This window comes from Rhodoferax sp., assembly GCF_023701345.1.
GTDB lineage: Bacteria > Pseudomonadota > Gammaproteobacteria > Burkholderiales > Burkholderiaceae_C > Rhodoferax.
In genome coordinates, this window is sequence record NZ_JAMPXE010000022.1 from 1 (window position 1) to 24110 (window position 24110).

23 protein-coding genes are annotated in these 24110 nt (G+C 59.0%); 7 read left to right on the top strand and 16 right to left on the bottom strand.

The window, feature by feature from the left end:
- The first annotated feature begins 79 nt into the window (after positions 1–79).
- From gpmA to moeB, 3 genes are all read left to right on the top strand, one after another.
- Positions 80–823: a 2,3-diphosphoglycerate-dependent phosphoglycerate mutase gene (gene gpmA / locus NDI87_RS04895; RefSeq protein WP_296273684.1), complete on the top strand. Its 744-nt coding sequence runs from the start codon at positions 80–82 to the stop codon at positions 821–823.
- Positions 824–906: 83 nt separating this feature from the next.
- Positions 907–2379, top strand: coding sequence for a S41 family peptidase (locus tag NDI87_RS04900; RefSeq protein WP_296273685.1), 1473 nt, complete (start codon positions 907–909; stop codon positions 2377–2379).
- An 8-nt stretch (positions 2380–2387) separates the two neighbouring features.
- The gene (moeB, locus tag NDI87_RS04905; RefSeq protein WP_296273686.1) at positions 2388–3155 is read left to right on the top strand and encodes a molybdopterin-synthase adenylyltransferase MoeB; all 768 of its coding nucleotides are present in this window, start codon (positions 2388–2390) and stop codon (positions 3153–3155) included.
- A 4-nt stretch (positions 3156–3159) separates the two neighbouring features.
- On the opposite strand, the gene NDI87_RS04910 is transcribed toward moeB, so the two are convergent.
- From NDI87_RS04910 to NDI87_RS04985, 16 genes are all read right to left on the bottom strand, one after another.
- Entirely contained in the window at positions 3160–3645 is a 486-nt protein-coding gene (locus NDI87_RS04910; RefSeq protein WP_296273687.1) for a thermonuclease family protein, read from the bottom strand.
- 8 nt (positions 3646–3653) lie between these two features.
- Positions 3654–4508 (bottom strand): DUF429 domain-containing protein, encoded by an 855-nt coding sequence (locus NDI87_RS04915; RefSeq protein WP_296273688.1) that lies wholly within the window; start codon positions 4506–4508, stop codon positions 3654–3656.
- A 3-nt stretch (positions 4509–4511) separates the two neighbouring features.
- Positions 4512–4934, bottom strand: coding sequence for a BLUF domain-containing protein (locus tag NDI87_RS04920; RefSeq protein WP_296273689.1), 423 nt, complete (start codon positions 4932–4934; stop codon positions 4512–4514).
- Positions 4935–4936: 2 nt separating this feature from the next.
- Positions 4937–5638: a GTP cyclohydrolase I gene (gene folE / locus NDI87_RS04925; protein ID WP_296273690.1), complete on the bottom strand. Its 702-nt coding sequence runs from the start codon at positions 5636–5638 to the stop codon at positions 4937–4939.
- Positions 5639–5742: 104 nt separating this feature from the next.
- Positions 5743–6963: a cardiolipin synthase ClsB gene (gene clsB / locus NDI87_RS04930; protein ID WP_296273691.1), complete on the bottom strand. Its 1221-nt coding sequence runs from the start codon at positions 6961–6963 to the stop codon at positions 5743–5745.
- A gap of 8 nt (positions 6964–6971) precedes the next feature.
- Positions 6972–7706 carry an endonuclease/exonuclease/phosphatase family protein gene (locus NDI87_RS04935; protein ID WP_296273692.1) on the bottom strand — a complete coding sequence of 245 codons (735 nt, stop codon included), beginning with the start codon at positions 7704–7706 and terminating at the stop codon, positions 6972–6974.
- The gene (gene nudB / locus NDI87_RS04940) at positions 7703–8191 is read right to left on the bottom strand and encodes a dihydroneopterin triphosphate diphosphatase (protein WP_296273693.1); all 489 of its coding nucleotides are present in this window, start codon (positions 8189–8191) and stop codon (positions 7703–7705) included. The genes NDI87_RS04935 and nudB overlap by 4 nt, the downstream gene beginning before the upstream one ends.
- 78 nt (positions 8192–8269) lie before the next feature.
- Complete coding sequence (aspS, locus tag NDI87_RS04945; protein ID WP_296273694.1) at positions 8270–10072, bottom strand: aspartate--tRNA ligase; 1803 nt, start codon at positions 10070–10072, stop codon at positions 8270–8272.
- A 47-nt stretch (positions 10073–10119) separates the two neighbouring features.
- The gene (locus NDI87_RS04950; protein ID WP_296273695.1) at positions 10120–10776 is read right to left on the bottom strand and encodes a DUF502 domain-containing protein; all 657 of its coding nucleotides are present in this window, start codon (positions 10774–10776) and stop codon (positions 10120–10122) included.
- A gap of 5 nt (positions 10777–10781) precedes the next feature.
- Positions 10782–11108 (bottom strand): FmdB family zinc ribbon protein, encoded by a 327-nt coding sequence (locus NDI87_RS04955; RefSeq protein WP_296273696.1) that lies wholly within the window; start codon positions 11106–11108, stop codon positions 10782–10784.
- 83 nt (positions 11109–11191) lie between these two features.
- Positions 11192–12760 carry a ubiquinone biosynthesis regulatory protein kinase UbiB gene (gene ubiB / locus NDI87_RS04960; RefSeq protein WP_296273697.1) on the bottom strand — a complete coding sequence of 523 codons (1569 nt, stop codon included), beginning with the start codon at positions 12758–12760 and terminating at the stop codon, positions 11192–11194.
- On the bottom strand, positions 12757–13308 hold the full coding sequence (locus NDI87_RS04965) for a hypothetical protein (protein WP_296273698.1): 552 nt from the start codon (positions 13306–13308) through the stop codon (positions 12757–12759). Before NDI87_RS04965 ends, ubiB begins: the two co-directional genes overlap by 4 nt.
- A gap of 35 nt (positions 13309–13343) precedes the next feature.
- Positions 13344–14330: a TIM44-like domain-containing protein gene (locus NDI87_RS04970; RefSeq protein WP_296273699.1), complete on the bottom strand. Its 987-nt coding sequence runs from the start codon at positions 14328–14330 to the stop codon at positions 13344–13346.
- Between the two features lie 60 nt (positions 14331–14390).
- Positions 14391–15122 (bottom strand): bifunctional demethylmenaquinone methyltransferase/2-methoxy-6-polyprenyl-1,4-benzoquinol methylase UbiE, encoded by a 732-nt coding sequence (ubiE, locus tag NDI87_RS04975; RefSeq protein ID WP_296273700.1) that lies wholly within the window; start codon positions 15120–15122, stop codon positions 14391–14393.
- 29 nt (positions 15123–15151) lie between these two features.
- Complete coding sequence (locus NDI87_RS04980) at positions 15152–15565, bottom strand: DUF971 domain-containing protein (RefSeq protein WP_296273701.1); 414 nt, start codon at positions 15563–15565, stop codon at positions 15152–15154.
- A gap of 34 nt (positions 15566–15599) precedes the next feature.
- The gene (locus NDI87_RS04985; protein WP_296273702.1) at positions 15600–19496 is read right to left on the bottom strand and encodes an FAD/FMN-binding oxidoreductase; all 3897 of its coding nucleotides are present in this window, start codon (positions 19494–19496) and stop codon (positions 15600–15602) included.
- Positions 19497–19749: 253 nt separating this feature from the next.
- Between NDI87_RS04985 and ugpB the strand changes: the two genes are divergently transcribed.
- From ugpB to ugpC, 4 genes are all read left to right on the top strand, one after another.
- The gene (gene ugpB, locus NDI87_RS04990) at positions 19750–21057 is read left to right on the top strand and encodes a sn-glycerol-3-phosphate ABC transporter substrate-binding protein UgpB (protein WP_296273703.1); all 1308 of its coding nucleotides are present in this window, start codon (positions 19750–19752) and stop codon (positions 21055–21057) included.
- A gap of 13 nt (positions 21058–21070) precedes the next feature.
- Positions 21071–21952, top strand: coding sequence for a sn-glycerol-3-phosphate ABC transporter permease UgpA (gene ugpA, locus NDI87_RS04995; protein WP_296273704.1), 882 nt, complete (start codon positions 21071–21073; stop codon positions 21950–21952).
- Between the two features lie 169 nt (positions 21953–22121).
- Positions 22122–22973, top strand: coding sequence for a sn-glycerol-3-phosphate ABC transporter permease UgpE (gene ugpE / locus NDI87_RS05000; RefSeq protein WP_296273705.1), 852 nt, complete (start codon positions 22122–22124; stop codon positions 22971–22973).
- Positions 22974–22983: 10 nt separating this feature from the next.
- Entirely contained in the window at positions 22984–24006 is a 1023-nt protein-coding gene (gene ugpC, locus NDI87_RS05005) for a sn-glycerol-3-phosphate ABC transporter ATP-binding protein UgpC (protein WP_296273706.1), read from the top strand.
- Positions 24007–24110: the final 104 nt, after the last annotated feature.

Sequence of the window (24110 nt, forward strand, 5' to 3'; positions counted from 1 at the left end):
AGGGACTTGTAGCAAGCCGCGCATTTTAGAATGCAGCAGCAGCATTGCCCTGACGCCTGCATTTATTCCTTTATTTAACATGCACAAACTCGTTTTGATTCGCCACGGCGAATCCACCTGGAACCTGGAAAACCGCTTTACCGGCTGGACCGACGTGGACCTGACCCCTGAAGGCCTGGAGCAAGCCAAAAACGCCGGCCGCCTGCTCAAAGCCGAGGGCTATGAATTTGACATTGCCTACACCAGCGTCCTGAAGCGCGCCACCCGCACCCTGTGGCATGTACTCGACGAAATGGACCGCACCTGGCTGCCGGTGGTCAACAGCTGGCGCTTGAACGAACGCCACTATGGCGCGCTGCAAGGCCTCAACAAAGCCGACATGGCCAAACAGTATGGCGATGCCCAGGTGCTGGTCTGGCGGCGCAGCTACGACACGCCACCGCCGGCGCTGGAACCCACCGACCCGCGCAGCGAGCGCAGTGATCTGCGTTATGCCAAGCTCGCCCCTGAGCAGGTGCCGCTGACGGAGTGCCTGAAAGACACCGTGGCTCGCGTCATGCCGTTCTGGAACGAAGCACTGGCCCCCGCCCTACGGCTGGGCAAACGGGTGGTGGTGGCGGCCCATGGCAACTCGATCCGGGCGCTGGTGAAATACCTCGACAACATTTCGGACGACGACATCGTCGGCCTGAATATCCCCAATGGCATCCCCCTGGTCTATGAACTCGACGACGAGCTCAAACCGATTCGCCATTACTATCTGGGCGACGCAGCGGCTGCGGCCAAGGCGGCTGCGGCCGTTGCAGCCCAGGGAAAACAGTAATTTTTTGCGGTAGCACGGAACCCTGGCGGAGTGCATCACTCCAAACGGTTCATGCTTAAGCGCTCACAGGGTCTGGAAACACAATGGGTCACAAATTAAAAGTCGCTGGCTGGATCTCGGTCGGCGTTGTCGCCGGTGCACTGACCACCGTCTCTTTGCAGACGGTGGCGCGGGGCGCGCTGGCCCCCTTGCCGCTGGAAGAGCTGCAACAATTGGCAGCCGTCTTTGGCATGGTCAAGACCAATTATGTCGAGCCGGTGGACGAAAAAAAGCTCATCACCGATGCCATCGCCGGCATGGTGGCCGGGCTGGACCCGCACTCGGTGTATCTGGACAAGAAAGCGCTGAAAGACTTCAACGAAGGCACCACCGGCAAATTTGTCGGCGTCGGCATTGAAATATCGCAGGAAGACGGACTCATCAAGGTGGTGTCACCGATTGAAGACTCTCCGGCCGACCGCGCCGGACTCAAGCCCAATGACCTGATTGTCAAAATTGACGACACGCCCGTCAAAGGCATGACGCTCAACGAAGGCGTCAAGCGTATGCGCGGCGAACCCAATACCAAGGTGGTGTTGAGCATTTTCCGCAAGGACGAAAACCGCACCTTCCCGGTCACCATCACGCGTGAAGAAATCAAGACCCAAAGCGTCAAGGCCAAGCTGATTGAGCCCGGCTTCGCCTGGGTGCGCATCAGCCAGTTCCAGGAACGCACCGTGGCCGACTTCGCGCGCAAGGTCGAAGAGATCTACAAGCAGGAGCCGCAGCTCAAAGGCCTGGTGCTCGATTTGCGCAATGACCCCGGCGGCTACCTGGATGCCGCAGTCGCCATTTCGGCAGCCTTTCTGCCTGAAAACGTGACCGTGGTGTCGGCCAATGGCCAACTCGAAGACAGCAAGTTCGTCTACAAAGCCTCGCCGCGCTATTACCAGCGCCGCAGTGGCACGGATCCGCTGAAACGCCTGGAAGAAGTCACACGCGGTGCGCTCAAGACCGTGCCACTGGTAGTGCTGATCAACGAGGGCTCGGCTTCGGCCAGTGAGATTGTGGCCGGCGCCCTGCAAGACCACCAACGTGCCAAGCTGCTCGGCAACCAGACCTTTGGCAAGGGCTCGGTGCAAACCGCGGTCTGCCTGGATTCGGCTTTCCGCATGGACAACTGTCCCACGGCAGCGCTCAAGCTCACCACCAGCCGCTATTACACGCCGAGTGGCAAGTCGATCCAGGCCAAGGGCATCGTGCCTGACGTGATGGTGGACGAAAGCGCTGACGGCAACCTGTTTGCCGCCCTGCGCACGCGCGAGGCCGATCTCGAAAAACACCTGTCCAGCGGCCAGGGCGATGAAGTCAAGGACGCGGCGCGTGAAAAAGCCCGCGAAGACGCCCGCATCAAATTTGAAGAAGAAATGAAAAAACCGGCGTCCGAGCGTCGTTTGCCCGAATTGGGTTCGGCAAAGGATTTCCCCCTGACCCAGGCCTTGAACCAGCTCAAAGGCCTGCCTGTGGTGGTCAGCAAGACCCTGGTCGAGCGACTCGAAGCGCCCAAAGATAACTAAGGGCTGGCATGACCGATGACGAGTTGCTGCGCTACTCGCGCCACATCCTGCTCAATGAGCTCGGGATCGAAGGCCAGGAGCGCATCCTGGCGGCGCAGGTGCTCATCATTGGCGCCGGTGGTCTGGGTTCGCCGGTAGCGCTGTACCTGGGCTCGGCCGGCGTCGGCCACATCACCGTGGTCGATCACGACACGGTTGACATGACCAATCTGCAGCGTCAGGTGGCCCACACGGTGGACCGGGTCGGCAGCCCCAAGGTGCAGTCGATCCAGTTCGCCATTGCCCAATTGAACCCCGGCGTGCAAGTGACGGCCATCGCCCAACGCGCCGATGCCGCACTGCTGAACCGACTGGTCGCCCAGGCGGACGTGGTGCTCGATTGTTGCGACAACTTTGCCACCCGGCAGGCCATCAACGCCGCCTGCGTGGCGCACCAAAAGCCGCTGGTCTCGGGGGCTGCCATCCGTTTTGACGGCCAGTTGAGCGTGTTTGACGCGCGCGACGCCTTGTCGCCTTGTTACGCCTGCGTGTTCCCGCCCGAGGCCACTTTTGAAGAAACCCGCTGCGCCACCATGGGCGTCTTTGCGCCACTGGTGGGCATCATCGGCACGATGCAGGCGGCCGAGGCGCTCAAGCTGATCAGTGGTGCCGGCCGCCCCCTGACCGGTCGCTTGTTGATGCTTGACGGCCGCGCCATGGAATTCACCGAAGTTCGCATCAGCCGCCACGCCGCTTGCCCGGTGTGTGGCACGCCCCACGCGCCTGTGCTGCCCTGAACACTCAACGCGCAGCCTGACAGGGACCGTAGCGCTGGCGAAAATCGCGCGGCAACAGGGCTCCAGGGTCAGAAAACAGACCAAATCCGGCCGCGCGTGCCGAGGCTTCCTCAATCGCATACGGGCCCGGACTGCCGCGCCAGCGGCTCGACCAGGCATGGCCGGCACTGACCAAAGCCGCGCCCACATCACGGCCATCGACACGCAGCCGGGCCAGGCCGCGGCCGTAAGTGTCCTGAAAATTGACCTGCACCTGCACCGGCTTGCCTGCCACCAGTCCCTGCAGCGCCGCCCGTGCCGCGAGGCCCCCCGCCTGACACAACTCGGGCGCATCCAGCCCCAGCAAGCGCAGCTTTCTGGGTGCAACGCCACGCCCGGGTTTGACCCACAGGGTGTCGCCATCGGACACATGGGTCACTTCACCAATCCAGACCTTGGCCAGCGCACAGCTTGGCAGCAGCCAGCACAGGCATATTATTTTTCGCAACATGGCAAGCCTCAGGCACTCACGATCCAGCCTTCCAGCGGATCCATGTCGGGTGGCAAGCCATACAGGGCGTCGCCCGCGTCATGCCGCGTTTGCGCCCATGCCGCCTGCATCAGACACAGCACGGCGTCCAGCGCATCACCACGGGCATCGTCGGCCAAGGCGTCTCGCTGCGCATGGGTCAGCTTGAGGCGCAAATCCAGCCGGGTATGGCCCTGCTCCAGCGCCGTGATCAGATCTTTGCGGGCAATCAAACGCTCGAGCGTCTGCCGCGCCTTGTCGTCGGCTTTGTAACTGCGCTGTCCCAGCACTTCGCGCGCCAGCATGCCGGGGTAGCCCTCCAGCGCGATCTTCAGGGGCTGGCTGGTGTCTTCTGCGGCAAGCGGCATGCCCGCAGACAAACCCGGCAGCGTGACACCGGCCTGCAGCAGCAAGGGAACACCGGCATGCAACATGAACGCCACCGGCGGATTGACCCATTTCATGCTCGGGCTCGATCCGGCGGGCCCATCGGTCGCGCGATGGGCAAACTTGCCACCGACCGGGCGGTCATTGCAAAAAGTCGCAAACGCCTGGCGAATCTGATCCCGGCTCAAGGCGCCGTAATGCGCCATGCAGGCAGCCCAGCCGGTCGGCCAGCCCAGCGTTTGCACCAGTTCCCGCGGCAATCCAAATGGCAAATCAAAAGCACCAACCCAGCTGTGGGCTTGTTTCAGCCAATTCGAAAAGGCCGAAAGCGAGGCAAAACGCTCCAATCTTGAGAGCTGAACGCGCCCCTGGCGCAGTTCCCCAATCGCTAAAACAATGGTTTTTTTGGGCGTCGGTGCGCTGGAAAAATCACAACCCACCAGCACAGGGGCAGGCACAGCTCAAGCGCGGCCAATGATGGAGGCCGTGGCCATCAGCTCTTCGAGCAAGGCCAGGGAAACAAGACCCGAGACCGAATAAGGATCGAGTTCGGGTTTTTCAGCGTATTTGAGCAAAATGGACGCATTGATGCGGTTCATGTTGACCTCTCCCATGGTCCAGCCGGCAAAGCGCCGCTCGGAGATTTCTTCGTAGTGCAGCAGCACCACGTCCTTGTGGCGCGGGTCACGCTGGATGTGCCCATACAGTTCACTGATCGCCATGCGTCCACCTTCAATGGCTTGCAGAAAAATGCCGCCGCCGTAACACAGGACACCGGTGACACCGGCACACGGATTGTGGTCACGCGACTGATGCAAAATGGATCCGATAGCCTCTGGACTGGTGTCCAGCGCCCGGCTGGCATACAACAAACGAACCAACATGATTAACCTTTCTGGGGAATCAAGGACAAAAATTCACGACGCAAATTGGCGTCTTTCAGGAAGCTGCCACGCATCACCGAGTTGATCATCTTGCTGTCAACGTCCTTGACACCGCGCCAGCCCATGCAAAAGTGCGTGGCCTCCATGACAATGGCCAGACCATCGGGTTGTGTTTTTTGCTGAATCAGGTCAGCCAGTTGCACCACGGCTTCTTCCTGAATTTGCGGGCGGCCCATGACCCATTCGGCCAGCCGTGCGTATTTGGACAAGCCGATCACATTGGTATGCTCGTTGGGCAGCACACCAATCCAGATCTTGCCCATGATCGGACAAAAATGGTGACTGCAAGCGCTGCGCACGGTGATGGGCCCCACAATCATCAGCTCGTTGAGGTGTTCGGCATTGGGAAACTCGGTAATGGGCGGTGCCTTGACATAGCGGCCTTGGAACACCTCATTGAGGTACATCTTTGCCACGCGGCGCGCCGTCTTGTCGGTGTTATGGTCATGCTCGGCGTCAATCACCAGACTGTCCAGAACACCTTTCATCTTGGCTTCCACTTCGTCGAGCAAAAGTTCAAGTTCGCCAGGTTCAATGAAGTCGGCAATGTTGTCATTGGCATGAAAACGCTTGCGCGCGGCCAGCACGCGCTCACGGATTTTGACGGAGACCGGCGTGCCTTCTTCGGGGGGAGCTGAATTCATGGGTTAAGTGCGCAGTAAATGAATATCAATTGATGTTAGCAGTCTTTTTATGAAGCGGTTATTCGACTAAAGCGCTTGTTACCAAAGCCAATTAAGCTATTTAATCAATAGCGTTTTCCATTGATGAACAGTAATGCGCGCATGACCACATAGGCTACCCTGTCCAGCATGCGCTGCACGCGTGGCCGGTTGGCATATTCTGCGGGATCCACCCGTGTGCCAGCCACCTGCATGGCATGCTCCAGGCGTGCCTGCAAATCCTGCGCAAACGCCACGTCATCGACTACTACATTGGCCTCGCGTGCCAGCAACAGGCTCAAGGGATCCAGGTTGGAGGAGCCCACGGTGGCCCAATGACCATCAATCACAGCGACCTTGGCATGCAAAAAACTTACATGGTATTCCGTGATCTCGACCCCGGCGGCCAGTAATTTGCCATACACCATGCGCGCCGCATGAAACTGCATGAAGTACTCATAACGCCCTTGCAACAACAAACGTACCCGAACCCCGCGCTGCGCCGCGTGCATCAAGCCTTGGCGAATTTTGCGTCCTGGCAAAAAGTAAGCATTGGCAATGATGATGTCGTGTTGTGCCTCACCGATGGCTTGTCGATAGGCCCGCTCGATGCGGGTGCGGTGGCGCAGGTTGTCACGCAAAATCAGGTCGGCTCGGGTCTGCGCCGGTACGGCAAGCGCTGGCGTCGCATCAGACGCATCAGCGTGCACCATCACTTCAGGCGTCAGTTTGGCCGCTTCATGCAAAGCTTGCCAGGCTGCGGTCAAATCCCCCTGCCGCACGACACGCGTGGCTTGCAAGCGCAACCAGAATTGCAGCAGGGCGGCGTGAGCTGATTCAACCAGCGGGCCGGTCACGCGCACGGCAAAGTCAAACCGGGGCGACTCCAGGACACCGTGATTGGGGTCATAGAAATCGTCCAGCACATTGATGCCACCACAAAAAGCGACGCGACCATCCACCACGCACAGCTTACGGTGCAAGCGCCGCCAACGACTTGGAACGACCAGACCCATGCGTCCCAAGGGCGAGAAAATGCGCCACGACACGCCAGCCGCCGAAAAACGATCCGCCCATTCGGGACTCAAACTGTCGGTGCCGGCACCATCCATCACGACGAACACCTTGACGCCGCGAAGGGCGGCGCGCTCCAGCGCATGCGCCACCAACGCGCCAGAAGCCTCGACATTGAAAATATAAGTCTCCAGGCGAACCTCATTCACGCTGCGCTCGATCGCTTGTACCAGCGCCGAAAAGAATTCCTGTGAGCCCTGCAACAAATCGACCTGATGACCGGGTGCAAACATGGCGCGAATCAGACCACAGGCAGGGCAAATTCAGCGATCAGGGGCAAGTGGTCTGACATGCGCCACCAGATGCGCCCCCGCGGCACCATCAGACCCAGCGGCTTGAGGCCGCGGGCAAACACATAATCCAGCTGCGCCAATGGCAAACGCGACGGGTAAGTTGGCTCCCTTGCGTTCCAGCTGCGCAAGCCTGTCTGCGCCAGCGCCAGTTGCACGCTTGTACCCCAATCGTTGAAGTCACCAGCGACCAGCAAGGGCGCAGACGCGGGTATTTCACGCTGGATAAAGCGCTGCAATTGCGCCACCTGACGCACCCGGCTGGCCTTGACCAAGCCCAGATGCACGACCAGCACGTGCACCATTTGCCCGTGCACATCCAGCGTGACATGCAAAAACCCGCGCTGCTCCAGGCGGTGATCCGACATGTCTTCATGCTGATGGGTCAGCACCGGCCAGCGTGACAACAGCGCATTGCCATGCTCACCATGGCGTGTGATGGCATTGGTGCGGTACACCGCCTCGTAGCCCTGAGGCGCCAAAAAGTCGGCTTGCGCCAGCTCGGGCCAATGTGGAAACCGTTTGGCCTCAAGACGGTTGCTGTACCGCACCTCTTGCAGGCACACCACATCGGCATCGAGCGACTCCACCGCCAGACCCAGATTGTGGATTTCCAGGCGCCGCGCCGGTCCCAGGCCTTGCACTCCCTTGTGAATGTTGTAGGTAGCGACCCGGATGATGTTCATGGCTGACCTGACTGCTGAAAGAATCTTGGCAACAGCAGGCAGGCTTCGGCGTTGGAAGGTGAGAAACAGGCCTCTGCCGCCAACTTGTAGGGCAGCCACTGGAAGGCAGTGTGCTCATGCGGACTCAGCCGCACCGGGGTGCCTGCCGGCACCTGCAAGCCAAACAGGTGTTCGGTGTTGTGCCTCACGCCGGGTGCATAACGATGCAGCCAACGCGGATAAATCTCATACACATTTTCCAGCTGCCAATCCTGCAGCTGATCTGCCAGAGCTGCGCCCGGCGCGCAGTCAATACCCGTTTCTTCGAACACCTCGCGCCGGGCAGTTTCGACAAATGACTCGTCGAGGCTGTCCTTGCTGCCCGTCACGGACTGCCAGAAATCATCGGCATCGGCACGCTTGATCAACAACACCTCGAGCGCCGGCGTGTGGATGACGACCAGCACCGACTGCGGAATTTTGAAAGGGCGAAAAGGCGCAGTCACGGGCAAACAAGGGCTCCAGTTAAAAAGGGCACCAACTTGGCGCCCTTTCATTTTGCATCAAACCAGCATCAGTAATGCTTAAGTCGCCTTCACCGCTTCAGGGGTGCGCAGGCGAATATGCAGTTCGCGCAACTGCTTTTCATCCACCGGACTCGGCGCTTGCGTCAGCAGGCATTGCGCGCGCTGGGTTTTGGGAAAGGCAATCACGTCACGGATCGACTCGGCACCGGTCATCAGGGTCACGATGCGGTCCAGGCCAAAGGCCAGGCCACCATGGGGCGGCGCGCCGTATTGCAGCGCATCCAGCAGGAAGCCAAATTTTTGCTGCGCCTCTTCGGGCGTGATCTTGAGCGCATCGAACACTTTTTTCTGCACATCGGCACGGTGAATCCGCACTGAACCGCCGCCCATCTCCCAGCCGTTGAGCACCATGTCGTAGCCCTTGGAAATGCATTTCTCGGGCGCGGTAACCATGTAGTCTTCGTGGCCGTCCTTGGGTGCTGTGAACGGGTGGTGCACGGCCATCCAGCGATCAGATTCTTCGTCATGCTCGAACATCGGGAAGTCCACCACCCACAGCGGCGCCCAGCGGTCGTCAAACAGACCGTTTTTCTTGCCAAACGCACTGTGACCAATCTTGATGCGCAAGGCACCGATGGCGTCGTTGACAATCTTTTCCTTGTCGGCGCCAAAAAACAACAAGTCGCCATCCTTGGCACCGGTGCGCTTCAGGATTTCTGCCAGCGCCGCATCGTGCAGATTCTTGACCACCGGGCTTTGCAGGCCGTCACGGCCCTTGGTCACGTCGTTGACCTTGATCCAGGCCAGCCCCTTGGCACCGTAAATCTTGACAAATTCACCGTAGTTGTCAATTTCACTGCGGGTGATCTCGGCGCCGCCCGGCACACAAAGCGCCACCACACGGCCACCCTTGGTGGTGGCAGGTGTGGAAAACACCTTGAAATCGACATCGGCCATCACATCGGTGAGTTCGGTGAATTCGAGCTTGACGCGCAGGTCGGGCTTGTCCGAACCAAAACGGCGCGCGGCTTCCTGGTAAGTCATGACCGGAAACTCGCCCAGGTCCACCCCGAGCGTGTTCTGGAACACGGTCTTGATCATGCCCTGGAAAATGTCACGGATTTCTTCCTCGTCCATGAACGAGGTTTCAATATCGATCTGGGTAAATTCAGGCTGGCGGTCAGCGCGCAGGTCTTCGTCGCGGAAGCATTTGGTGATCTGGTAGTAGCGGTCAAAGCCGGCCACCATCAGCAACTGCTTGAACAGCTGCGGGCTTTGCGGCAAGGCAAAAAAGTGGCCGTCATGGACGCGGCTGGGTACCAGGTAATCGCGCGCGCCTTCAGGCGTGCTCTTGGTGAGCATGGGCGTTTCAATATCGACGAAGCCGTTGGCATCAAGGAACTTGCGCACTTCCATGGTCACGCGGTAGCGCAGCATCAGGTTGTTTTGCATGTAGGGGCGACGCAGGTCCAGTACCCGGTGCGTCAGGCGCGTGGTCTCGCTGAGGTTTTCTTCATCCAGCTGGAACGGCGGTGTGACGGAAGGATTGAGTACCTTGAGCTCGTGGCACAGCACCTCGATCTTGCCGCTCTTGAGGTTGGCGTTGACGGTGCCATCCGGGCGCGCCCGCACCAGACCCTTGACCTGGATGCAGAACTCGTTGCGCAGGTCTTCGGCCACGCCAAACATCTCAGCGCGGTCCGGGTCGCACACCACCTGCACATAGCCTTCTCGGTCGCGTACATCGACAAAAATCACACCGCCATGGTCACGCCGGCGGTTGACCCAGCCGCACAACGTCACGGTTTGCCCCATCAGGGCTTCAGTGACCAATCCACAATAATGAGTACGCATTGCCATAAAACTGCTTTCTAAGCCACCTGGAAGAAGTGGCGGGGTTATCAAAATTATTTAAGTAAAACTTCCGGAGCGGCGGGAGGCACCGAGCCCATGGATATGACATAGGTCAGCGCCTCGTCCACACTCATCTTGAGCTCAATCACATCACTGCGCGGCAACATCAGGAAAAAACCGCTGGTGGGGTTGGGCGTGGTGGGCACATAAACGCTGACAAAGTCCGCCCCCAGATACGTTGCCACCTCGCCGCCCGGCGACCCGGTCTGAAACGCAATGGTCCAGGCGCCCTGGCGCGGGTACTGCACCAACAAAGCCGTGCGAAAGGCATTGCCATTGCTTGAAAACAGCGTGTCGGAAACTTTTTTGACACTGTTGTAGATGGTTTTGAAGACCGGAATATTGGTCTGGATGCGATGCCACTGGACCAGCCACCAGCGCCCCGCCACATTCGACACCAGCGCACCCGTCAACAACAAGCCGCCAAATACCAAAATCACCCCGAGTCCGGGAATATGTTTGAAGTACTCCAGAGTACTCATCAAGGATCCGGGCAACATGGCCTGCAGCACCGTCAGCAGGCCGACAAAAATGCCATCAAGCAGTTCCATCAGCCACAACAGAACGGCAAAGGTAATCGCCGTGGGCAGCCAGACCAACAGCCCGGTCAACAGGTATTTTTTGAACGGCACAGAAACTTTCAGGGACATGGAATTTAACTGTGGCAAGCGCAAGCACCGCCACAGGCACCGGCGGCAGGCGCAGCCTCCGTCTTGGCAACGGTTGGCGTGCTGGCGGCAGCATCGCTTGCGGCGGGTACTGCCGTCGCAGTGGATGCAGCGGCCGGGGCAGCGCCAGTGCCACCCTTGAAGTCCGTGGCGTACCAACCCGAACCTTTGAGCTGGAAACCTGCCGCCGTGAGCTGCTTGGCAAAGCTGGACTTGCCGCAAGTGGGACACTCGGTGAGCACGGTGTCGGACATTTTTTGCAACACGTCCTGGGCAAAGCCGCAGGCGTTGCATTTGTAGGCATAAATTGGCATGGTAATCAGACCTGTGTGAATGAGTCGCAAAACCGGTGATTATAAAGTCGCCCCTTGAAACCGGAGGCAAAGGCCGGGCCGGGCTAGAAAACCCGCACCCGCATCAATATCTGCATGACGATCAGCCCAAGCACAAAGCCGATCGCGCCATAGACCAGACCTTGCAGCAATTTATTGGTCCGCCGTTGTTCCAGCAACAATGCGCGTAACTCCTTGGCACTGCTATCGGCTGCCGGCTGCTTGAGAAAATCAAACAACAGGCGTGGCAGTTCAGGCAGCATCTTTGCATAACGTGGCGCTTCATTACGCAACTCCTTGAGCAATTTTTTGGGCCCGATCTGTTCCACCATCCATTTTTCAAGAAAGGGTTTGGCGGTGTGCCACAAGTCCAAGTCAGGATCCAGTTGGCGCCCCAGACCTTCAATGTTGAGCAGGGTTTTTTGCAACAACACCAGTTGCGGCTGAATCTCGACCTGAAAACGGCGCGACGTCTGGAACAGCCGCATCAGGATCATGCCCAGGGAAATTTCCTTGAGCGGCCGATCGAAATAGGGTTCGCACACGGCACGCACAGCTGCCTCCAGCTCGTCAACCCGTGTCGCTTTCGGCACCCAGCCCGATTCAATATGCAACTCGGCCACACGCTTGTAGTCGCGGCGAAAGAAAGCAATGAAATTTTGCGCCAGATATTCTTTGTCACCTTCGGTCAAGGTACCCACAATGCCAAAGTCGAGCGAAATGTAGCGGCCGAAAGTGGCCGGATCCAGACTCACCTGGATGTTGCCGGGGTGCATGTCGGCATGGAAAAAACCATCGCGGAACACCTGGGTAAAAAAGATCGTGACACCATCCCGCGCCAGCTTCGGGATGTCGACCCCGGCCTCGCGCAAGCGCGCCACCTGGTTGATCGGCGCGCCCTTCATGCGCTCCATCACGATCACCTCGGGCATGCAGTAATCCCAGTACATCTCGGGAATCAGCACCAGACCAAGATCGGCCATGTTGCGGCGCAGTTGGGCCGCACTGGATGCCTCGCGCACCAGATCCAGTTCGTCATGCAGGTATTTGTCAAACTCGGCCACCACCTCGCGCGGCTTGAGACGCTTGCCGTCTTCCGACAAACTCTCCACCCAGCCAGCCATCATGCGCAACAAGGCGAGGTCCTTGTCAATCACCTTTAACATGCCTGGGCGCAGCACCTTGACAGCCACATCCCTGGGGTTGCCATGCCTGTCTTTGAGCACGGCAAAATGCACTTGCGCAATGGAAGCACTGGCCACAGGCTCCCGCTCGAATGAGACAAAAATATCGTCCACCGATTTTTTGAAAGCGCGCTCGATGATACTAATGGCCACCTCGCTGGAAAATGGCGGCACCCTGTCCTGGAGCATGGCAAGTTCGTCAGCAATATCCACCGGCAGCAAATCGCGCCGCGTCGACAGCACCTGGCCGAATTTGACAAAAATAGGCCCCAGGCTTTCGAGAGTTTGACGAATCCGCTGACCCCGGGGGGCGTCGAGCTTGCGCCCCAGCGTCAGGACCCGTGCCAGCCGCAGCAACCACGGTTTCTTGAAACTGTTGAGCGCCAGCTCATCCAGACCATTGCGCAACATCACCCACAGGATGAAGGCACCGCGAAAAATATTGGTCATTTGGCTGACTTGCCAGGCGCGAACGCTGCCGTCTTTGCCAAAAACTCCCGCAAACTGGTGCGCATGGTCCGGGCGATCTGACTCAGCGTGTGCGCAGGCACGTCACCAATGACACGCGCCAGATCTTCTTCCATGTCCCAGCGCACATGTTCGGTCAGCCAATTGACTTCTGCGGCCAATTGCACATCACCTTCAATGCGCACCGCTGGTTTTTCACCTTTGAAAACGGCTTGCGCCAGCGCCAGCGGCGACTCATCGGTGACGGTCAACACCAGATCCGGCTTGGCCTGCGGGTCTGCCAGGTCCAGCAAACCGGCCGGCGTGGCAACCAGCTTGAAGTAAAAAGTGCGCCATTGCACCAGCATGACCTGGTCTTTCTGGCGCACCAGGCGGGCCATGGCCTCGCTCTCCTGCATCAGCACATGGTTGAGCAGCAAAACAATGCGGCGCTGGGCCTCATTGACGGCCCAAGCGGGGGGGGTAAATTTGGGAAGCGGGAGTTTTTCTACAAAACTCTCCAAAAAAGAAAAAGGGGTCTGTGTTGCCATAGACCCCATTATTCCCTGAAACCGGACGACCAAGCTTACTGCAGGGCTTGTACCCCTGCCACCAGCCAGCCACTGCGACCGTTTTTCGGCTTGATCATATTCCAGACTTCCCTGAACGGGCTAGGGCCGGCCGAAGGCTCTTCGCGAATCATGCCGGTAAATTCAACGCTGGCCATGTATTCGTCACCCAGGTCTTCGATGCCGAGCAAATGTGCCTCGATCATCACCACCTCGGTCTGGTTGCCAGGACCGCCGGTATGGGCCTCACGTTCGGCCAGTTGCGCCTGGATTTCCTTGAGCATGGTGTCCGTCATCATGACACGCAGGGCAGGCATGTCGGATTTGTCCCAAGCCGCCTGAAGCGAGATAAAGTTGGCTTTCGCGGCCTTGAGGAAACCCTCGGAATCGAAACCTTCCGGAATACCCCAGGTCTGTGAACCCGACAAGCCGGAACCGATCATCGAACCCGCTGCGGCAGGGGATGCGCCACCTAGCGTCGTGCTGTCAAAAGCTGATGTATTACGCTCCCACGGCCGTGCAGAGGCATCGTTGCCCACGTTTTCCGGTCGATAACTGACAGGCACTGAGGCTGGGCTGGCGGCACCGGCACCCTGAAAAGCAAAAGGTGAGACCGAAGGCTGTGAATCCTGATTTTTACGCCGCTTGAACCAGCCCACCGCAGCCATGATCAGCATCGCCAGCAAGGCGAACATCAGAACCTGACCCATGGCTTCACCCATACCCAGCGAACTGGCCAACCAGGCCAGGCCCAGACCAGCGGCCAAACCACCCAGCATCGCGCCCCAAGGTTTCTTGGGAGCCGTAGCCGCCGGGGCTGCAGTCGTGGGATTTTTTGTTGCTGCAGCTTGCGTGGGCGCAGTTGGGGCAGGTGCAGTCTGACGTTGCGTCACATTGCTTGACTGTTTGCCAAATGACATGCCGCCGCCAAAGCGTTTGGCAGCCTCGGCCTGGCCGGCCACCAACAGCAGACTCATTGTCAACATAGAAAGCCATCGTTTCATACCGTCTCCAAATGTTTTGAACCTAAAAAAATAATCAGGCGGCCACCAAATTGAAACAACTCAACACTTGATACCGACATGCAAGGCTACCAGACCACCCGTCATATTATGGTAATCGACATGGCCAAAGCCATTAACTTTCATCAGGGATTTAAGCTCTTCCTGGCTGGGGTGCATGCGAATCGACTCGGCCAGATACTGGTAACTGGAGGCGTCGCCTGCCACCCATTCGCCCAGCTTCGGCAGCACCTTGAACGAATACCAGTCGTAGGCTTTTTCCAGCGGTTTGGCCACTTTGGAAAACTCCAGCACCAGCAACTTGCCACCGGGCATGAGCACCCGGTTCATCTCGGCCAGCGCCACATCCTTGTGCGTCATGTTGCGCAAGCCGAAGGCGACCGTGACCAGGTTGAAGTGGTTGTCGGGGAACGGCAGTTTTTCTGCATCACACACCAGTGTGGGCAAGACCACACCGGCATCCACCAGGCGGTCACGCCCGGTGCGCAGCATGGCTTCGTTGATGTCGGTGTGCACCACCTGGCCCTGCTTGCCCACCTTGCTGGCAAACGCCAACGCCAGATCGCCGGTGCCACCCGCAATGTCGAGCACCTTGTCGCCCTCGTGCACATTGGCAACCGTGACGGTGTAAGCTTTCCAGACGCGATGCAGACCCATCGACATCAGGTCGTTCATGACATCGTATTTGGACGCAACCGAGTCAAAAACGCCTTTGACGTGGCTGGCTTTTTCAGCCTCTTCTACCGTGCGGAAACCGAAATGGGTGGTGCTCATGATTGAATCGAAGTTTGACTAAAAAAATTTCAATGGCTGGCGCAACCGCTGCCGGTCTTTTCGGGCATGGGCGCGTCACGCTCGACACCTGCGGCAGCCAGGCGTGCGTTGTAGTCAGCCCACAACTTGTCTTGTTGCGAACCCAGAAAGTACAGGTAGTCCCACGAATAGATACCCGTGTCGTGCCCGTCTGAAAAGCTGGGTTGCACGGCGTAATTGCCCACCGGCTCCAGCCCGGTGAGCGTGACCTCGCGCTTGCCGGTTTGCAGCACCTCTTGACCCGGCCCGTGGCCCGCCACCTCGGCGGAGGGCGAATAAACGCGCATCAGCTCAAACGGAATGCGAAACTGCGCGCCATCAGAGAAGCTGATTTCCAGGACGCGCGACTGACTGTGCACGGTGATGTCTTGTGGCGTTGGGGAACCGTTTTGCAAACCTGCCATGAAATGTCACCTCTCTTTGAAATTATCATCAAACTCAAACCAGCACGCGCTCAATGCCGCCGTCGTTGGCGACCTTGACGTAATCCGGCATCCATTGTTCGCCCAGAATCTGCCTGGCCATCTCGACCACAATGTAATCGGCTTCCATCAGGCCGTTTTGCAGATCCTCCCCGAAGCGGCTCAGGCCCTGCAGGCAGGCCGGGCAGGAGGTCAGCATCTTGATATTGTCCTTGGCGCCGACGCCGGGGATCTGGCGCAACTGCGCTTCGCCCTTGAGAATTTCTTCTTCCTTGCGAAAACGCACCTGGGTCGAAATATCGGGGCGGTTCAAGGCCAGCGTGCCCGACTCGCCGCAGCAGCGCTCGGACTGGATCACGTTGTCGCCGAGCAAGGCTTTCACGGTCTTGAGCGGTTCCTGCAGCTTCATCGGGCTGTGGCAGGGGTCGTGGAACAGGAAGGCCCCGGCGTTGGCCAGCGTGATGCCTTTTTCCAGCAGGTACTCATGGATGTCGATGATCCGGCTCCCCGGAAATATCTCTTCAAACTTGTAGCCCTGCAACTGGTCATAACAGGTGCCACAACTCACCACCACGGTCTTGATGTCGAGGTAATTCAGCGTGTTGGCGACCCGGTGGAACAGCACGCGGTTGTCGGTGATCATCTTCTCGGCTTTGTCGAACAGGCCCGAGCCGCGCTGCGGGTAACCACAGCACAGGTAACCCGGTGGCAGCACGGTTTGCACGCCGGCATGCCACAGCATGGCCTGCGTGGCCAGCCCCACTTGGCTGAACAGGCGCTCGGAGCCACAACCCGGGAAATAGAACACCGCCTCGGTCTCGGAGGTGGTGGTTTTCGGGTTGCGGATGATCGGCACGTAATCCTTGTCCTCGATGTCGAGCAGGGCGCGGGCGGTCTTTTTGGGCAGACCACCGGGCAGCTTTTTGTTGATGAAGTGAATCACCTGCTCCTTGATCGGTGCCGTGCCCAGCGTCGCAGGCGGCGCCTTGGTCTGCTTGCGGCCCATGACCTTCAGCACATCGGCAGTCATGCGCTGCGCCTTGATGGCCACATTGACCATCACCGAGCGCGCCAGTTTGATGGTCTCGGGGTTGGTGGCGTTGAGCATGAACATGGCTGCCGCACCGGCTGGCCTGAAGGTTTTTTTGCCCATTTTGCGCAGCAGGTTACGCATGGCCATCGACACATCGCCAAAGTCGATGTTGACCGGGCACGGTGACAGGCATTTGTGGCACACGGTACAGTGGTCGGCCACGTCTTCAAATTCCTGCCAATGCTTGATGCTGACACCACGGCGTGTTTGCTCTTCGTACAAAAAGGCTTCCACCAGCAGGGAGGTGGCCAGAATCTTGTTGCGCGGGCTGTACAGCAGGTTGGCGCGCGGCACATGGGTGGAACACACCGGTTTGCACTTGCCGCAACGCAGGCAGTCTTTCACGCTGTCGGCAATGGCGCCGATGTCGCTTTGCTGCATGATCAAGGACTCATGCCCCATCAGGCCGAAGCTGGGCGTGTAGGCGTTGGTCAGGTCGGCATACAGGGCGTCTGGCGTCGGCTCGGCGCGCAGCAACTTGCCCTTGTTGAACCGCCCTTCGGGGTCGACTTTTGCCTTGTAGTCGGTAAACGGCTGCAGCTCGGCGTCGCTCAAAAATTCCAGTTTGGTGATACCAATGCCATGTTCGCCCGAGATCACGCCGTCCAGGCTGCGCGCCAGGGCCATGATGCGTTTGACCGCGCCGTGGGCCGCTTGCAACATTTCATAGTCGTCGCTGTTGACCGGAATGTTGGTGTGCACATTGCCGTCACCGGCGTGCATGTGCAGCGCCACCCAAACACGGCCCTTGAGCACGCGCTGGTGAATGGCATTGCATTCCTTCAGAATCGCCTCGAACGCCACGCCGCTGAAAATCTGTTGCAAGGGCTGGCGGATTTGTGTCTTCCAGCTGGCACGCAAACTGTGATCCTGCAACTGCGCAAACAGCGGCTCGACGTCGCGCAGCCAACCAGACCACAGTGTGCGCACCTCATCAATCAGTGCCAGCGCCTGCACCACACGGTCTTCCAGCAGCTCGGCCGCAGAAATTTCACCGGCATCGTCTTGCCGGCCCACAGGCAGATGGCCCTGGGTGAAATAGTCCTGCAAAGCGTCGCACAGCGCCAGTTTGTTGCGCAGGCTCAGCTCGATGTTGATGCGCTCAATGCCGTCGGTGTACTCGGCCATGCGCGGCAGCGGAATCACCACGTCCTCGTTGATCTTGAACGCGTTGGTGTGGCGGCTGATGGCCGCCGTGCGCTTGCGATCAAGCCAGAATTTCTTGCGCGCCTCCGGGCTGATGGCGATAAAACCCTCGCCGCTACGTGAATTGGCCAGCCGCACCACTTCGCTGGTCACGCGGGCCACCTCGTCGGCATCATTGCCGGCAATGTCGCCAAACAGCACCATTTTGGGTACACCACCGCCACTCAAGGCGGCGCCGCGCTTGCTTTTGGTGGTGTAACCCACCGCTTTCAGATAGCGGTCATCCAGGTGCTCCAGCCCGGCCAGCAGCACACCACTGCGCTTTTGCTCGGCGAACATGAAGTCCTTGATCTCGACAATGCTGGGCACGGCGTCCTTGGCATTGCCAAAAAACTCAAGACACACAGTGCGCGTGTGCTGGGGCATGCGGTGCACCACCCAGCGCGCGCTGGTGATCAGGCCGTCACAGCCTTCCTTTTGGATGCCGGGCAGGCCGCTCAAAAACTTGTCGGTCACGTCCTTGCCCAGGCCTTCCTTGCGGAAGGATTTACCGGCAATGTCAAGTTGTTCCTTGCGAATTGGCGTTTTGCCATCAGCCTTGAAATACTGCAGCTCGAAGCTGGCCACCTCCACATCATGGATCTTGCCCATGTTGTGCTTGATGCGGGTCACCTCCAGCCACTCGGCCTGCGGTGTCACCATACGCCAGCTCGCCAGGTTATCCAACGAGGTGCCCCACAGCACGGCTTTTTTGCCGCCGGCGTTCATGGCAATGTTGCCGCCAATACAGGAGGCGTCAGCCGAGGTCGGATCGACCGCAAAGACAAAACCGGCGCGCTCGGCCGCATGGGCCACGCGACTGGTCACCACGCCGGCTTCGGTCCAGACCGTGCCGACTTCATGGTCCAGCCCTGGCAGCCTGCGCATTTCAACCTCGGTCATGGCTTCGAGCTTTTCGGTGTTGATGACCACACTCTTCCAGGTCAGCGGAATGGCACCGCCGGTATAACCCGTGCCACCGCCACGCGGGATGATGGTCAGACCGAGCTCGATGCAACCCTTGACCAGATGCGCCATCTCGGCTTCGGAGTCCGGCGTCAGCACCACAAACGGGTACTCCACGCGCCAGTCGGTGGCATCGGTCACGTGGCTGACGCGGCTCAGCCCATCAAACTTGATGTTGTCTTTGGCAGTCAGCCGGGCCAGCACTTTTTGGGCCTGGCGGCGCAAACTGGCGGTTTCCACAAAATGGGCATCAAAGGCTTGCACGGCCTGGCGCGCCACATCGAGCAAGCGGCCCACCAGCGCATCACGCTCTGGGTCGTCGGCGGGCTTGCGGCGTTTTTCAATTTCACCCAGGCGGTGCTGCAGGGCCTGCACCAGCAGCACGCGGCGCTTCGGGTTGTCGAGCAGGTCGTCCTGTAGATAGGGATTGCGCTGCACCACCCAAATGTCACCCAGCACCTCGTACAACATACGTGCCGAGCGGCCGGTGCGGCGTTCGTCGCGCAGTCGGTTCAACCAGTCCCAGGCGGATGCGCCAAGCAGGCGAATGACAATCTCGCGGTCCGAAAAAGAGGTGTAGTTGTAGGGAATCTCGCGGATGCGTTCGGGCCCGTGCGGCGCAATCGCGCCGGCAGGCATCAAGGACTTAAGCTGTGTGGGGGCGTTCATCGGTTATTTGGGTAACAGCCATCGCGGGCGTTGCACGCTGTCACAGGCACGCTCAAGCTGGGCAGGCGATGTTACCGCAGCGCTGCATTGCCCTACTCGGGTGATGGTGAGCCTGAAGGCACCTGAGGGAAACCCTGATATGCCCCCAGCCCAAATCTGCGTCTAATCAAGCTTTGGTCAGATTGACACAATTTCGTCGCGGCTTTGTCATGATTGTTGACTAAGCTATGCCCTCTTACCTGAAGGAGATTCCATGAAATTGAAACTTGCCGCCCTTGCCCTGGGCGCATCACTCTCCCTGGCAGCTCATGCGGTGACCGAAGTCCAGTGGTGGCACTCCATGACGGCCGTCAATGGCGAATGGGTCAATGACCTGGCCAAGGGCTTCAACGCCAGCCAATCCAATTACAAGATTGTGCCCACCTACAAAGGCACCTACGACGAGTCCATGACTTCGGCCGTGGCGGCTTTCCGTGCCGGTAATGCACCGCACATCCTGCAGGTGTTCGAAGTCGGCACCGCCACCATGATGGCCAGCAAGAACGCCATCGTACCGGTCGGCAAGGTGATGAAAGACGCCGGGCAGAAGTTTGACCCCAAAGCCTACATATCGGCCGTCGGGGGCTACTACACCGCGCCCAGCGGGGAGATGTTGAGCATGCCGTTCAACAGCTCCACCACGGTTTTTTACATCAACAAAGATGCCTTCAAGGCGGCCGGACTGGACACCAGCAAGGCCCCCAGCAGTTGGCCCGAGGTCGCCCTGGCCGCCGCCAAGCTCAAGGCCAGTGGCCATAAGTGCCCGCTGACGATTGCCTGGCAGGGCTGGACCCAGCTGGAAAGTTTTTCTGCCTGGCACAACGTTGAATTTGCCACCAAAAGCAACGGCTTGGCCGGCATGGACGCCCGCATGAAGGTCAACTCGCCACTGCATGTGCGCCACATTGAGAACCTGGCCAACATGCACCAGCAAGGTCTGTTTGTCTACAAGGGCCGGGCCAACGTACCGGAAGCCACCTTTATTTCCGGTGAATGCGCCATGATCACGACCTCGGCCGGGTTCTATGGCAACGTCAAGAAAAATGCCAAGTTCGCCTGGGCTCTGGCGCCGCTGCCCTACTATCCGGATGTGCCGGGTGCACCGCAAAACACGGTCATTGGTGGCGCCAGCCTGTGGGTCATGGCGGGCAAGAAAGCCGACGAATACAAAGGCGTCGCCGAGTTCTTCACTTACATCTCCAGCCCCGAGGTGCAGTCTGCCAGCCACAAGCGCACCGGTTACCTGCCCATCACCACGGCCGCTTTCCAGTTGACCGAAAAATCGGGCTTCTACAAGGAAAATCCTGGAACTGATGTGGCCGTCAACCAGATGATCCGCAAGGTTACCGACAAGTCGCGCGGCATCCGTCTGGGCAATTACGTGCAGATTCGCACCATCGAGGACGAAGAGCTGGAGCAGGTCTGGGGCGGCAAAAAGAGCGCCAAGGATGCACTGGACTCGATCGTGAAACGTGGCAACGAGTTGCTGGAGCGCTTCGAGAAAGCCAACAAGAAAGGTTAAGCGCTAACCAGACATGGAAAAGCGCGTTTATTTCAGGTCGGCATGGCTGCCGTGGGTGCTGATGGCGCCCCAGGTGGTCGTGATTGTCCTGTTCTTTTTTTGGCCGGCGGCGCAGGCCCTGCTGCAGTCGGTGCAGCAATCGGACGCGTTTGGCACCTCGGTCGATTGGGTTGGGCTGGACAACTTCCGCAACCTCTGGAACGACGACACCTACCTGGCCTCGTTTTACACCACGGCCATTTTTTCAAGTCTGGTGGCGGTGGTGGGCATCAGTGTGTCGCTGTTACTGGCCGTTTTTGCCGACCGGGTTGTCAAAGGGGCCATGACCTACAAAACCCTGCTGATCTGGCCCTACGCGGTGGCCCCGGCCGTGGCGGGTGTGCTCTGGCTGTTCATGTTTGCGCCCAGCGTGGGGGTGGTCTCTTACTGGCTGCGCGTTTTGGGCATTGACTGGAATCACCTGCTCAATGGCACCCATGCCATGACCCTGGTGGTCATGGCCGCCGTGTGGAAGCAGATTTCCTACAACTTCCTGTTCTTTCTGGCGGGGTTGCAAAGCATTCCCAAGTCCCTGATTGAAGCCGCCGCCATTGACGGCGCACGACCCTGGCGACGTTTCTGGACGATTGTGTTTCCGCTGTTGTCGCCCACCACTTTTTTCCTGCTGGTGATCAACATTGTTTACGCATTTTTTGACACTTTCGCCATCATTGACGCCGCCACGCAGGGCGGCCCGGGCAAGGACACGGCGATTCTGGTTTACAAGGTGTACTTCGACGGCTTCAAAGCCATGGACCTGGGTGGTTCGGCCGCCCAATCGGTGGTGCTGATGGTGATTGTGGTGGCGCTCACCGTGGTGCAATTCCGCTATGTCGAGAAGAAAGTGAACTACTGAACTATGACGCCCCCACGCTTGTCACTTTGTGTACTACGCTGTACGTGCCTCAACCAGAGCTTACGGCTCTTCGCCCCGTCCCACCCTGCACTGGCAGGCTGGGAGCCGCGGGCCTCAGCCCCGAGGGGGCCATGCCTTGCTTGGGGCGGCCCGGCGCGGCGGCAACACCATGGTTGAACGCCGCCCCTGGCTGACGGTGCTGTCACATGCCGTGATGATTTTGGGCGTGCTGGTGGTGGCCTTTCCGCTGTACCTGACCTTTGTGGCCTCCACCCAGACCTCGCAGGCCATCGTGCAGACCCCCATGCCGCTGTTGCCCGGTACTCACCTACTTGAAAACTATACCGCAGCCTGGAACGGCACCGGGGGTGGCTCAGGCTCCAAGGCGCCGGTCGGCCAGATGATGACGGTCAGCCTGATTTCGGCCCTGATCATTGCCGTTGGCAAGATTGCAATTTCGCTGCTGTCAGCCTTTGCCATTGTTTATTTCCGCTTTCCGTTTCGCATGTTTTTCTTTTGGGCCATCTTCATCACGCTGATGCTGCCGGTGGAGGTGCGTATTGGCCCGACCTACAAAGTGGTGTCGGACCTTGGCATGCTCAACAGCTATGCCGGCCTGACGATTCCACTGATTGCCTCGGCCACCGCCACCTTTTTATTCCGGCAATTCTTCCTGACCGTTCCCGAGGAGTTGGTCGAGGCCGCGCGCATGGATGGCGCCGGTCCCATGCGGTTTTTCAAGGACATTCTGGTGCCGTTGTCCAAAACGTCGATTGCCGCACTGTTTGTGATCCAGTTCATTTACGGCTGGAATCAGTACCTGTGGCCCTTGCTGGTCACCACCAACGAGGACATGTACCCGGTGGTGATTGGCATCAAGCGCATGATCTCCGGCGGTGACTCCGAGATGCAGTGGAACATCGTCATGGCCACCGCCGTGCTGGCCATGATTCCGCCAGCCCTGGTGGTGATGCTGATGCAGAAATGGTTCGTCAAGGGACTGGTGGATACTGAAAAATAAACAACAAAATATGGCCTCAATCACTTTAAAAAACGTCATCAAACGCTACGGCCACGGCAAAACAGCCAATCAGGTCATCCACGGCATCAACGCTGAAATTTTGCATGGCGAATTTGTTGTCATCGTCGGCCCCTCTGGTTGCGGCAAATCCACGCTGCTGCGCATGGTGGCGGGTCTGGAGGAAATCAGCGACGGCGACATTTCGATCGGCGACCGGGTCGTCAACCAGCTCGAACCCTCCGAGCGCGACATTGCCATGGTGTTCCAGAACTACGCGCTGTATCCGCACATGAGCGTGTTCGACAACATGGCCTATGGCCTGAAAATTGCCAAGGTACCCGTCGATGAGATCAAGGCACGGGTGGACAAGGCCGCCAAAATTCTGGAAATCGGTCCGTTTCTCAAGCGCAAGCCGCGTGAGCTTTCTGGTGGCCAGCGCCAGCGGGTGGCCATGGGCCGCGCCATTGTGCGGCAGCCGCAGGTGTTCCTGTTTGACGAGCCGCTAAGCAACCTGGACGCCAAATTGCGCGCCCAAACTCGCCTTGAAATCCAGAAACTGCACCGCGAACTGGGCATCACTTCGTTGTTTGTCACGCACGATCAGGTGGAGGCCATGACACTGGCACAACGCATGATGGTGATGAACGCCGGCGTCATGGAGCAATTTGGCACGCCCGAAGAGGTGTACAACCGCCCCGCCACGACCTTTGTCGCCAGTTTCATGGGCTCGCCACCCATGAACCTGTTGAAAAACGCCCCTGACGCACCGCCAAACACCATCACCGGTATACGCCCCGAACATCTGGACATCACCCCCAGTGGCTGGGCTTTGGAAGTGGAAGCGGTAGAAATGCTGGGTGCCGAGCGGCTCACCTATGGCCGCTGGGCGCATAGCGTGGATGATGAGCTGGTCATCATCCGCACCGAAGAGTCGAACACTGCGCCCGCCCTGGGCAGCACCATTTGTGTCACGCCGCGTGCCGCCAGGATTCACCACTTTGACGCAATGACCGGCAAGCGCGTTGAGCGCTAGCCCGCTGCCCCGCTTGGTGGGCGCAGTTTTGAAAAAATGCACCGAAACTGAGCAGAAAAACCTCGGTGTCCCGCTCAGTTCACGGTGATCGCCGGCGTCATGCC